Origin of the sequence: Polyangium fumosum (genome assembly GCF_005144585.1) — a bacterium.
Taxonomy (GTDB): Bacteria; Myxococcota_A; Polyangia; order Polyangiales; family Polyangiaceae; genus Polyangium; species Polyangium fumosum.
Window position 1 is genome coordinate 66,725 of the sequence record NZ_SSMQ01000030.1, and the last position, 12,894, is coordinate 79,618.

At 69.3% G+C, this 12,894-nt stretch carries 7 protein-coding genes; 2 read left to right on the forward strand and 5 right to left on the reverse strand.

The annotated features are described in order from the left end of the window. Positions 1-170 precede the first annotated feature (170 nt). The 4 genes from mutS to E8A74_RS26565 form a co-directional block, all read right to left on the reverse strand. Complete coding sequence (gene mutS, locus E8A74_RS26550) at positions 171-2,867, reverse strand: DNA mismatch repair protein MutS (RefSeq protein WP_232379754.1); 2,697 nt, start codon at positions 2,865-2,867, stop codon at positions 171-173. Between the two features lie 110 nt (positions 2,868-2,977). Then, entirely contained in the window at positions 2,978-6,019 is a 3,042-nt protein-coding gene (locus E8A74_RS26555) for a hypothetical protein (protein ID WP_136931875.1), read from the reverse strand. After that, entirely contained in the window at positions 6,016-7,752 is a 1,737-nt protein-coding gene (locus E8A74_RS26560) for a hypothetical protein (protein WP_136931876.1), read from the reverse strand. Before E8A74_RS26560 ends, E8A74_RS26555 begins: the two co-directional genes overlap by 4 nt. A gap of 440 nt (positions 7,753-8,192) precedes the next feature. Beyond that, positions 8,193-9,191 (reverse strand): YihY/virulence factor BrkB family protein, encoded by a 999-nt coding sequence (locus E8A74_RS26565; RefSeq protein ID WP_170229384.1) that lies wholly within the window; start codon positions 9,189-9,191, stop codon positions 8,193-8,195. Between the two features lie 309 nt (positions 9,192-9,500). Between E8A74_RS26565 and E8A74_RS26570 the strand changes: the two genes are divergently transcribed. After that, positions 9,501-10,787, forward strand: a complete 1,287-nt coding sequence (locus E8A74_RS26570) for a PQQ-binding-like beta-propeller repeat protein (protein WP_170229385.1) — start codon at positions 9,501-9,503, stop codon at positions 10,785-10,787. Between the two features lie 331 nt (positions 10,788-11,118). Here the strand turns inward: E8A74_RS26570 and E8A74_RS26575 are convergent, their stop codons facing one another. Continuing rightward, positions 11,119-11,853 (reverse strand): hypothetical protein, encoded by a 735-nt coding sequence (locus E8A74_RS26575; RefSeq protein WP_136931879.1) that lies wholly within the window; start codon positions 11,851-11,853, stop codon positions 11,119-11,121. Positions 11,854-12,004: 151 nt separating this feature from the next. On the opposite strand from E8A74_RS26575, the gene E8A74_RS26580 reads away from it, so the two are divergent. Then, positions 12,005-12,865 (forward strand): hypothetical protein, encoded by an 861-nt coding sequence (locus tag E8A74_RS26580; RefSeq protein ID WP_136931880.1) that lies wholly within the window; start codon positions 12,005-12,007, stop codon positions 12,863-12,865. Positions 12,866-12,894: the final 29 nt, after the last annotated feature.

Consider the following 12,894-nt stretch of genomic DNA (forward strand, 5'->3'; position numbering starts at 1 on the left):
GAATCACCCGAAAAGTGCATCCGCACCTTGCCCGGCTCGGATCAGGACCGTCCTCAACGTTCCCCGACGCAAGATGGACGGTAAGCGCACGTCCCAGCTACAGGTGCGGGAGGCCCGTGCGCCCGCAGAGCCGGATCGCTTGCTTTTTTCCGCGGCCGTTTTTGGGGTGTTCAGGAGGGCAGGAGCGACTTCAGACGCGCGACGAACGTGAGCGCGTCGAGCGGCGTCAACCGCTCGACCTCCACGGCGCGCAGCGTTTCGAGGACAGGCGCCGCCGCATCCGTGTCGGGTTTCGCCTTCGCGAACAGGTCGAGCTGCACCGAGCCCTGGCGGGTGCGTCCTCGCATCGTCGCGTGTTTGCCCGAGGGCAGCGGCGCGCCGGCTTCGAGCGTCGCGAGGATCGCCTTGGCCCGCGCGAGCACCGGCTCGGGCACCCCCGCGAGTCGGGCGACCGCGACGCCGTAGCTGCGGCTCGCCGGCCCTCGCACGAGCTTGTGCAGGAAGACCACGTCGCCGCCGTGCTCGCGCGCCGAGACCGACCAGTTCGCCACGCCGGGCCCGTGCTGCGCGAGCTCCGTCAGCTCGTGGTAGTGCGTGGCGAACATCGCGCGGCAGCCGACCGCGTCGTAGAGGTGCTCGGCCACGGCCCACGCGATCGCGAGCCCGTCGTACGTGCTCGTGCCGCGCCCGATCTCGTCGAGGATCACCAGCGATCGCCGCGACGCATCACGCAGGATCGTCGCCGTCTCGCGCATCTCGACCATGAACGTGCTCTCGCCGCGCGCCACGTTGTCGCTCGCGCCGACGCGCGAGAGCACGCGATCCACGACGCCGACCCGCGCCGCCTGCGCAGGGACGAAACTCCCGGCCTGCGCGAGGATCGTGATCAGCGCGACCTGGCGCATCAGCGTCGACTTGCCCGCCATGTTCGGGCCCGTGAGCAACCAGAGCCTATCGCCGCCGAGATCGAGCGTCGTGTCGTTCGGCACGAAGCGACCCGCCGCGGCGAGGCGCTCCACGACCGGATGCCGCCCGCCCTCGATCACGAGCGCATCCCCCATGTCCACCGCGGGCCGCACGTAGTCCTGCCGATGCGCCACGTCCGCGAGCGCCGCCGCCACGTCCCACGACGCGAGCGTCCGCGCGAGCTTGCGGATCCGCTCCGCGTTCTCCGCCACGACCCGCACGAGCCCTTCAAAAATGTCGGTCTCCCGCGCGAGCGCGCGTGACTCGGCGTTCTCCAGTCCATCCGCCAGCTCGTCGAGACGATCACTCGTGAACCGCTCGCCGCCGGCCACCGTCTGCTTGCGCCGGAAGTCCGGCGGCACCTTGCCGAGGTGTGTCTTCGTCACCTCGATGTACCAGCCGAACACCCGCGTGAAGCGGATGCGCAAGGACCCCGCGCCCGTCTTCTCCCGCAGCTCCGCTTCGAGCTTCGTCATCTCCTCCGCGCCGCCGCGCGCGAGCCTGCGTTGCGTGCCGAGCTCCGCGTCGTACTCCTCCCGGACGAACCCGCCCTCCCGCGCGAGCGCAGGCGGCCTGTCGACGAGCGCCGCCGCGAGCTTCGCCGCGATCTCCGGCAGCGTGTCCACCTCCGCGCCGAAAAGCTCTCGTGCTTCGCCCGTCGAACGTTGGGGGCTCCGCCCGGACAAGCCGAGCTCTGCCCCCAAACCCCCGGCCGCATCCACGATCACCCGCGTCGCCGCCACCGCAGCCGGCGCCGCGAGGAGCCCGTCCCGGAGCGCGCCGAGATCCTTTGGCGTCGCCTCGCGCAGCACCGTACGCACGCTGAGCCGCTCCAGATCACCCACCCTCGCGAGCGCCTCCCGCAGATCCCCCCGCGCCCGCGGGTTCTCCACGAACGCCTGCACCTCGTCGAGCCGCCGCCGGATCGACGCCACGTCGATCAGCGGCGAGAGCAGCCTCCGCCGCAGGAGCCGCGCCCCCGCCGGCGTCACCGTCGCGTCCACCGTCTCGAGCAACGTCCCCTTCCGCGACCCGTCCGCCCCTCGCACGAGCTCGAGGTGCACCTGCGCCGTCTCGTCGATCCGCATCGTCGCTGTCGGGTCGTACGGCGCGATCCTCCGCACGGGCAGCGGGCTGCCCGGCGTGCACTTGTGCGCGAACCGCAGCGCCCGCGCCGCCGCCCGCCGCGCCGAGAGCGACAACGTCGACGCCGCCTCCGCCGCGATCGGCTCCGCCACCGCTCCGTCGATCGTGGCCGCCACGTCTCCATCGTCGAGCGGCTCGTCGTCCCGCAGCACCGCCCGGGGCGCCGCGAGCTCGGCGCCCTTCTTCACGTCCGGGTCGAGCCCCCCGCCCACGAGCACCTCCCGCGGATCACAACGCGCGAGCTCCGCGAGCAGGGACGCGAGATCGGGAATCATCCCGGCCGACAGCTCCCCGGTCGAAAGATCGAGCAGCGCAATCCCTCGTTCCGCATTGCCGGACTCGTTGTCCACGGCCACGAGGTAGTGGTTTGCCCGCGCGTCGAGCTGCTCCGTGTCCGTCACGAGCCCCGGCGTGATCACCCGCACCACCTGCCGCGGCACGATCCCCTTCACCGTCGAGGGATCGGCCATCTGCTCGCAGATGGCCACCTTGTGCCCGAAGGCGAGCAGGCGGGTGACGTATCCGGCAGCCGCGTGGTGGGGCACACCGGCCATCGGTTCTTCGTCGGGATTCCCTTTGTTCCGGCTCGTGAGGGTGATGTCGAGGAGGCGCGCCGCAATGACGGCGTCCTCCCGGAACATCTCGTAAAAATCCCCCATCCTGAAAAACAGGATTGCATCGGGATGGGCAGCCTTGGCCTCCTCGTACTGCCGCATCACGGGGGTGAGCTTTTTGCCGTTGCTCCGAGCTTGCACGGCCCCCCCTTACCATGATTCGCCCGGCGGGTCCGCTTCGTTTGTCCAGGGCGCCTAGGAAAAACGACGCACCTCGACAGACGTTCAGGGTCCGTGGACGAACCTTGGCTTCAATAATACTGGCGCGTGATGTCGAGGCGGCTGGCCGAGAGGAGGATGAGGCCTTCGAGCGAGCCGTCCGTGATGGCGAGCTCGCCGGTGGAGGGGACGAACGAGATGGCCTGGGGCTGGATCTCGGTCGTGGCCGAGGCGAGGTTCAGAATGAGCGGGCGGAACGAGCCCTGCGTCGCGAACTGGAAGAACGTGTCGCGCGGCGGGGCGTTGATCGCCGCGGCGCGCGCGTCGTCGGCCGTCGTGCTCTTGTCGTCCGGGACCGCGTCGAATTCGTTGTCGGGCGCCGGATCGTTGATGGCCATGCGGAAGAACGGATTGATGAACGCGAGGGGATCCCCGTCCTTCACCACCACGCCGTGGGGCGCGGCGCGCACGCGGCCGTTTTGCCGCGCGAGCGTCGGGTCACACGAATTGCGGCAAGCCCCGAGCGGCGTCGTGCCGGCGCTCTCCGGCGCGGAGATCACGTGGTGCAAGAAGCCCGAGGCGTTGCCCGTCACGGCCCATTGCCCGCCCACGCGGACATTGAACCCGACGAGCGTCGGGAAGCAGCATTCGATGACCTCCGGCGCGGCGCCGCCGCGTGACGCGCCGAGCTCCAGCCGATCCTGATACGCCTCCACGATCGTGATGTCGCGCGCCTGCCGCGGCAGCTCCGCCGGCCCGAACGTCGCTTTGCATTGCTGGAACGTGCAGACCCCTTGTGTCTCCGGGCTCTTCCAGTGAACGTCGTCCTCCGCGGGGATGTTCGACCCGATCTGCACGTAATCGGCGAGGGACTTCGCATTCGCCGCGGCGTTCGCGTCGCCCTCGCTCGCGAGGATCTCCTCCCAGGCGCGCTGCCCGAGCACGCCCGAATCGCAGAAGCGGCTCGCCGCGTCGGAGAGCGACGCCACGGGCCCGCCCGTGAGATCGAGCCGGGCCGCTTTCCCGGCGAACCCCGGCAAAGCCCCCTCGTAGGTGATCGTGAACGTCTGGCTCGTCGACTGGGCGCGCGGATCCTCGAGATTCATCGCGACCGTGTGCTCGAGATCCCCGGCGTTCGTCGTGAGCCCCGTCTTTTGATCGATCACCCGCAGCGTCCCGCCCACGGCGAGCGTGAAATGCACGGCCGGGATCGCCTCGCTCGCGTCCTTGGGCGCGGGCACCGTCGCGCGGAGCAGCGGCGCGTCGAGATCAAACGTCGATTGGAGCGTCCCCTGGTTGTTGTAAAGCAAGGGGAACCCCGAAAGGCCGGGCTGGTTCTGGCCCGTCCGCTCCGACGTCCGCATGTAGTTCGCGCTGCGCGGCGTATGCGGCACGACGACGTTGCACGAGACCTCGCCCGAACTCGCGAGCGCCTCCTCGTCGGCGAGGCCCGCCGGCGCGCCGGGAGGCGGGCAGCCGTAGAGATACGTGTACCGCGTCGGCGCGCGGCAAAACGCGTCGTAATCGTCGATGTCCACGATCGCGATCTGCCCCGTGCCGAGCACCACGTACGCGAACGCCCCGCGCATGCGCGTCGGCCCCGCGCCGGTCTCGTAGGTCCCGCTCGTCCGGTAGAGCGTCTCGGGATCACACGACGTCGCGGTCGACGTGCAGACCGTGAGATCCGGATCCGGATTGCAACGCACGCCCTCCGGCGCCACGCCCGTGCTCGGGATGGGCAGCGGGTTGTCGCGCTCGATGATCACGAGATCCTGCACGGGCACGCCGAACTCCACGCGATCGGGCGCCTGCCCGGGCGTCCACTCGGGGTGCGGCCGCGTGATCGGCCTGCGCGACGTCGCGTCCTCGGCGATGTCGAAGACCATCACGCTGCCGTCGAGATCGTCGACCGCGTAGAGGAACCGATCGAGCGATCCTGCGAGCGTCGGCGACGCCGCGAGCTGGCTCGTCGTCACGACCCGCGAAGGCTCGCGCAGCGACGTCGGCAGAAGCGGATCGCGCTCGATCGGCTCGCACGGCGTCTTCATGTCGAGCACGTGCACGACCGGCGCGTCGATGTCGCCGACGAAGAGCCGCTTCTCCGAGAGCGTGATCCCCGCGGGGCGCGCATCATACGCCTGCGCCGGCGCGGGCGGGGTCACGGGGGGCGCGATGCAAGCGGCGCCCGTCGGCGGGGGCGCGGGCGGGCTCTGCACGGGCAAATCCACCGTGAGCGGCACCCAGCGATCGATGGGGCACGCCTTCCACGAGCCCGGCGCGTGCACGTACGAGAGCTCGCCCGTCGCGGGATCCTTCTTCGGCGTACCGTCGGCCTCGCGCTCCACATCGAAGAGCGTCTGCGCGTCGATCACCGCGAGCGCGCCGTGATCGGGGATCGTCACGACGAGCTTCGGCCGCCCGAGGCCCTCCTGCGTGAGGTCGACGAGGTAACCGCCGGCCCCATCGGGCTCGGGATCCCGCGGCTTCGTGAACGTCGCGTCATCGCAGCGCGCGCGCACCTCGTCCGCGTCGTTCTTCGGATCGTAGACGACGAGCATCTCCCCGGGCGCGCCGGGCAACGCGCAGGCAGGCCAGCTCGACAGCGACTTCGGCGCGCAGGTATCGCAGACGCGGATGTCCTTCGCCGCGAGAGCAAAAATCCCCTCGCGGCCGGGCTCGGCCACGCCGACGAACGCCGCCATGCTGCCGTTCGTGCTCGCGATGTCGACGGGCTGCGCGCCGATCGGCAGGAAGTTCGCGCCCGGCACGCGCGGATTCGAATCGAGCACGGCGTCGACCTTCGTGCTCATGTCGACCACGGCCACCTCGCCGCGCGTCGTCTGCGTCACGAGCGCGTAGAGGTGCGGCTGCGTCGTCACCCCGTTCGCCACGGCGTACGACTCCGGCGTCTCGAACCGCGTGCCGCTGCACCGTTCGAAGGGCAGCGCCGGCGTCGTCCCGACGCCCGGCGCGCCGAGGCAAAGGAACGACACGCGCCCCGAGCGCTCGAGGGCGCGCACCGCCGTCGGCACCGTCTGCGTCTGGCATCCGCCGCTGGAGACGAGCGCCAGGGGCAAGCCGAGCGCGGCGAGCGCAAGGCCGCCGAGGGGGGAATGGGAAAAACGCCGCTTCATTGTGACTCCTTGGGCGGCACCGGTTGGCCGAGCGTCATGTACAAGGCCCCGAACGTGGCTTGGTTCCGCATGTCGAGGTCCACGACGCCGACGTACGAGTCCGTGAACTGGGCGACGTACATCGTCGAGTACCAGATCGGCTTGCCCTCCGCGTCGAGCACCAGGTTCCCCGCCTCGTCCCGCACCCGCTCCGTGTCGAACGCGAGCGCGTGCGGGCCACGGCCCGTCTTGATGACGTTGTCCACACGCCGCGAGGCCGGGTCATACGAGAAGACGATCCCCGAATCGTACGTGACCGCAAAGACACGCCACGCCGGCAAGCCATCCTTGCCGATGATCTGCCCCATCTTCACGCGCGACGCGCCGAACGCGAGCGGCACCGAGTCGTGGAACGTGACCTCCTCGAACGCGCCCGTCACCTCCGGCCCGTTCGGCCCTTCGCGCTCCGTGAACCGCGTCTCGACCTGCCCGATCACGAGCGCCGCCGGAGCGCGGTTCGCCATGTAGATCCCAAGCGGATTGTCCTCGGCGCAAGCCCGCAGGCAGCCGTTTCGCACAGCACCCGTCGGGCACATCTCCTCGCACGCCCGCCGCTTCGACCCATCCACCGCGATGCCACGCGAGTCCGTCGAGCTCGCCGTCGTCCCGATCCGCACCGACGCGTTCCGCGTGACGAACGGCCGCGCCGGGCTCGACCCGCCATCATCGTTGTACCGCAGCACGTCGAACACCGCCGTCGATCGAAAGCTCACCCCAAACGCAGGCGTGTAGTCGACCGTCTCCCGGTTCTCCTCGATGAACCGCGGGATCGGGAAGCTCGCGACGTCCGTCGGCCCCGGCGGCAAGTTCGTGAGGTAGTGCTCGAGCACAGGCTCGCTCTCCCACCGGTTCACGACGAGGCTCGCCGTCTGCTCGGTCTGGTGCACGACCACGATCGACTCGCTGCGATCGTCCACCGCGATCCCAAAAGGCTCGACGGGCAGCGTGAGCCCACGCTGGCTGTCCGAAGGATCCCGGCCGACGAGGAAGTCCCGCGCGCAACGCCCGCCCGCCGTCGTCACGCCGCAATCGAGGCAGATCGTGGCCCCACAAGGCGACGAAGCAGGCAGCGGGGCGCCGTCGCAGTTGATCTCGCGATCGTCGGTGATGTTGAAGTACGTCACGGAGGGATCGCCGCGCACCGGCACGAAGAGGCGCGCCCCGCGGCCGTCCGCGCAAGGGTTCGGCTTGACCGCGATCACCGCATCCGAAGCAAAGGCGCCGATCGTCACGGCCTTGCCGCCCTGCTGGTACGGAGCGAGCGCGACGGGCGCACAAGGCCCCGGGTAGAGCGTGGTGTTGTCGTTCCGCCCAACGCCCAGCGTGCCACAAGCCGCGCGCATCGCCTCGTCGCCCCCGGCAGAGCTCGCAGCCGCGTCAACGATCGCCTGCCGCAACTTGCCCGTGTCAGCCCGAAGCTTGACGAGGTCGAGCGCGAAGACCGTGCCGCCGTTGTATTGCAGGTCGACATCGGAGTTCGCCACGTAGAGCGCCGTCCCCCCCGGCGAAACCACGAGGCCCGTCGGGTAGTAGAACGCATCGAGAGGCGGCGGCAGGCCATCCGCGAGCGCGAAGCAGCCAGAGGCGCCGACGAGGCCCGAGGCAACGAGGACCAGCGCAGCAGAGGCGAAGCGCACCCGGCGTGGCAAGGAGCCCGCAGCGTTCGGACGACGAAAGACAGGTTCGGGCGACATGGCGCGGCGCAGCCTAGTTTGCCGGTCCCTGCAGAGCAAGGCGCCGGGCCTCTGCCTCGCACGTATCCCGCCCCGGACAGGACAGGGCACCCGCACCCCCACCCCGGGGTTTCACCCCGGACCCCGACCAGGGGCTGTCCGCCCCTGGACCCGGACCAGCCAGGGGCTGGACCCAAGCTCGATGAACTGCGCGATGCGCAGTTCATCGAACAGGCCCGGGTCAAGACCCGCAACGGCGTCGCCGAGCAAGACAGCCGCGCTGTGGGTTCGGCTGGCGACCAGGGTGCTTCGTCGGCCTGTTTGAAAAACTGCGCATCGCGCAGTTTTTCAATCCTGGGTCCAGCGCCTCGCTGGTCCGGGGTCGAGGGGGCGGACAGCCCCCCGCGGGGACCGGGGCGGAGCCCCGGGGGGGGGCGGCGGCGTGGGCGCTTCGCTTGGTGTCAGGCGTTTGAGCCTGGTCGTTGGCGTTCGCCTTTGCGTGTGCCGTTTTGTGCGTAGTGTTCGAGCAGCGAGTTCACCTCGGAGCCGAGCAGGATCACGATGCCCACGACGTAGAGCCACAAGAGGAGCACGATCACCGCGCCGAGGCTCCCGTACGTCGCCTCGTATTTCCCGAAGTTCGCCACATAAAAGCGAAACCCGAGGGCAGCCAGGATGACCACCCCGACCCCGAACACGGCGCCCGGCGAGATGAACCGGAACCGCTGCTCCACGTTCGGCCCGAAGGAATACACGACCGCGAACGCCGTCAGCAAAAAGCCCAGGATCACCATCCAACGAAACGCAGAGAAGAGCCTCAAGAGCGCGCCGCTCCAGCCAATGATCTCCGCCACCTCGCGCTGCAAGATCCCGCCAAACACGATCAGCCCGAACGCCGTCACGACAAGCGCCCCAAAGAGCAGGACGAGCAACAAAGACATCCCCCGCGTCTTCCAGAAAGGCCGCGTCTCACGCACGTCGTACGTCACGTTGAGCTGCTGAATCACCGCATTGAGCCCGTTCGACGCAGCCCACAACGTACCGAGCAGGCCCACCGAGAGCAGCCCGCCCCGCCGCTCCGAAAGCACCCGATCAATCGTGGTCGTGAAGAGCTCCGCCGCCTGCGTCGGCATCAGCTCCCCCAAAAGGTCCATGATCGCCGGCTCCAGGTCCGGAATCGGCAAGTACGGCAGCAAGCTCAGGAGGAAAATGGCGGCGGGGAAGATCGATAGCATCAGAAAATACGCGAGCGCCGCCGCGCCCGTCGAGATCTGGTCCTCGCGAAACTCCCTATAAAGGTCCTTGACGAAGCGCCGAACCCCGACGCCCGGCCGGATCAGCCGGCCGAAGGGCACGAGCGTCCGGCGCGCGTCTCCACGGTCGGCCCGGGAGAGCCTGCGCCAGCGCGCATGCGCGCGCCGCGACCGGCTTTGCACACCGAGCGGGAGATGGCTCCGCATGACCCCTCCCCGGGGCAAGCCGGATGCCGGACGGTTCCCAGCCCGACGGGCCTCCTGTACCCTCCTGCCGTGCGCGCTCGATTCTCCCCACGGCTCGCCTGCCCCGCCCTCCTCGCAGCCGCCTGTGCATCCCATCCCCCGGACCCCAGCAGCCGCCCCCCCACGCCCCTCGCCTCCGCCGCGCCCCCCGTGGCCGTCGCAGCCGGCTCCGCAAAACCAGCACCCACACCAGCCCCCGACACGTCGCCGCCCACGGGCACGCTCACCGGCGACGTCGAGGTCCGGCTACACATCCCTGCATGGGATGCCTTGATCGCCAGGGACACCACGATCGTCATCGAGCCCGATTTCGTCACGCTCGCCGGGTACGACACAAAAACCGGGGCGCTCCGCTTTCGCAAAAAACTCCTGCCCGAAGCCGCGCGCGGCCGGCACACGCTCGGCCTGCGGGGCGACAAGGTCGTCTACTGGGCCGCCGATCAGCTCGTCACGCTCGATCCGACGACCGGCGCCCACGACGCGCCCGCGCGCGTCCCGCCGAACGGCACCTGCACGCTCGTCACGCGCGGCGCCGCGTGCGCGTTCGCCTGCGAATGCACGCTCCAGATCGTCGACTGCAAGACCCTCGCGCCCCTCGAAAAAGCCTCGTTCGAAAAGACCCACATCGAGGAGTGGGACCCCGACGGCACGCCGAGCTCCGGTTGTTATGGCCGAGGCACCACGCTCGTCGGAGGCCATGGCCAAACGACCGTGGTCCTCGTCGAGGACAAAACCAAGCCCATCGTCGGCCGCCTCTCGCACCCGCTCGTCTTGCTCGGGCTCGACGCGAAGACAGGCGCCGTCCGTTATCGCACGCCAAACCCGCCCGGCGAGCCCCCCCGCGACGACCCGACCTTTTCCCCGGACGGCAAGCTCTTCTGGCTCGTCAGCTCGGCCGAAGAAGTCACGGTCTTCGACACAGAGACCGGCGCCCGGCGCTGGGCCTCGCCGCCCGAGGCAAACATCGATCGTGTCCAGAAGAGCTTCCTCGCCTGGAGCAACAACCCGCCCGGGCTCTTCCGGTTCGCAGAGGACGCGGCGTTCCTCCACGACATCCGGACCGGAAAACCCGTTTGGCGCGCCAAGGTCCCCGCGGGAGCGTTCGCCGTCCCGCGCGGCACCCACCTCCCCTTTTATGCGGTCGAGACGAACGGCGATCCGCCGCTCGACCTCCTCCTCCTCGACCCCGCGAACGGCGCCGTCACCACGACCGTCCACATCCCCGCGGGCACGACGGTCCACGACGACCCGAGCGGCGGCTTTTACCTCGAAAACAAAGACCTCGTGGCCTACGACGTCGCCGGCAAGGAGCGGGCGCGCGCCGTCGCTCCCCTGCCGAACCTGCACGCGTTCTCCGATTTCGTGACGGTCAGCGGCGGCGACCAATTCGCCGTGCTCGATCGCGACAAGCTCGCGCCCGTCCTCACGGCCACCGGAAGCCTCGCCGCGATGCCCGGCAGCACGCTCGCGGGCGGCGTGCTCCTCTACCGCTGGGTCAAGAAAGGCGCCGAGGTCGGCGAGGTGATGCTCGTGGCGCGGAGAGCCGCGGCGCCCTGAGAGCGCGCGCTCGTCAACCCGCCAGGACACGCGCCGCGCTCCCCGCGTGTCCTGGCTCCCTCACCAGGCGCCGATCCCGGCTCCCCCCGCGCCCTTGTCCGTCCCCAAGGACGCGATCCGCGCTCCTGATGTGTGTTGGCATCCTCTCCAGGACACAAACCGGGCTCCCTGCGCGGGCTTGTGAGCTGACAAGGACGGGATCGGACCCCCCTCCGCGTGCTCGTCAGTGGACCAGCGCAGGATTCCGACGCCCCTCGCGCCCTTGTCGACCCATAAGGACACGATCGACGCTCGGTTCGTGTCCTCGTCGACGCGCAACCCCGCAGGTCGGTCAGGTCTTCGCGGTCGCGTCTGGCTCCGCCGCCCCCGCCGGCTCCTCCGCGGCATCATTGTCGCGGCCCTTCCTGAAATCGAAATAGATGAACCGAGCAAGACCACGCCCGCCGCGCCCGAGCGCATTCTCGACGGTCTTTCGCTCCTCCCACAACGTATCAATGACGAGCTTGCGCGCGCCGAGCTCCGTCTGGAAAAGCGCATTCACGTGCTTGTCCCCCTCCCGCACCGCCGACGCGACCGGACCGACGATCGGCAGGACCTTGTCGAGCAACACGAGCACGTCCGCCTTCACCGAAAGCGTGGAGTCGTGGACCACTTTGCGGAGATCGGCCCCGAGATCCTCGTCTTCCTTCACCGTCGGCGAGGTGTATTCCTCCGTGCCGTGCGGGAAGATGGCGCGGTATTCGGGATTGGAGGTGCTCCGATCCGGGAGCGAGGTGCGAATCGTCTCCGACGAAACCGCGATGACCGCGTCGAAGCCACGGTCGACCCCACGTCCCCTGCCGAGCTCCACGCGCTGGTCGACATATTCGAACACGACCCGCGCGACGTAGGCCCCCACGAGCTGCTTGACCGCCGCCACGACCTTGTTCCCCGATTCCTCGAGCGCCGCGCGACGCTTCGCATCCGGAACGAGGGTTTCCATCGCCGCCACGCCGAGCGTCCGTCCCCCGACCTCCGCCGCGTACCAGGCCGTCTTCAGCGTGTCAGATCCTACCGTCGGTAACATTCTCTCGTCCCTCCAGATGATAGAAGCGTGTCGGGGGACACCCTACAGAGGCCACTTGTAACCTGTCAAGGCATCCCTCCGGCCCAAGGGCGGCACCTTGACGCCGCGCGCCCCCCTCGATATTCGTTGCACCCCGAACGAGGAGCACGCGATGGGCCGTTACATCAGCGGAACGGATGGCTTTTCCTACAAGTACGCCACGGGCGAGCAGGACAACAACCTGACGAATCTCGCGGCGGCCGCGGGGGTCGGCAGCTCCTACGTAAAGCCCGAGTTCTGGGCGTGGATGCCCGAGACCGAGGAGAACCGCGTCTTCGACTGCATCGCGCTCGCCAAGGCCGTCGTCGCGGAGACCGGGGCGGCGGGCGAAATCACGGCCGTCTCGCGGTATCCGGACGCGGGCATCTTCCTCGACGAGGGCTACGGCGGCTACGTGCTCGAGTTCGTGCAGTACGCGATGGCCGAGCAGATCCTCGAAGTCGCGCGCCGCGTGGATCGGGCCCTGCCGCACCCGGCGCGCCTGATGCCGCTCGTCGGCGTCGCGCGTTTCGTCATGAGCCGCGAGGACGCTCCGCGCATGCTCGCGTACGTGAACGAATTCTTGCCGGAGAACCTCTGCGTCTCGGAGGTATCGATCCTCGCGGGCCGCAAAAAGGGACTCGACGCCGCATTCGGAAAGCAGCTCCACGCGCTCCGCGGCAAGGACGATTTTCTCCCTTTCATGGGCTTCCAGATCCTTTGCCATGCGATCTGGAAGGACCTGCCGCGCGTCGAGGTCTGGGAGAGGGACCCCGCGATCACGGCCGCGGGTTTCTGGGAGAACGCGCCCGAGTGGGGACCTTCGTGGCTCCTGGGCAGCGGCAAGAAGACCGCCGAGCAGCGCTGGGTATCGGGGATGGTGCGCCTGTTCCAGGGCGACGCGACCGGCGCGCGGACGGAATTCGTGGCGGCGCGGGAGCACGGCGAGACGCGCGCGACGCGCTGGGTCGAAATGGTCGACCGCCCGCTTTGAGGATCCTTGCGAAAAACCTCTTGTGGGCG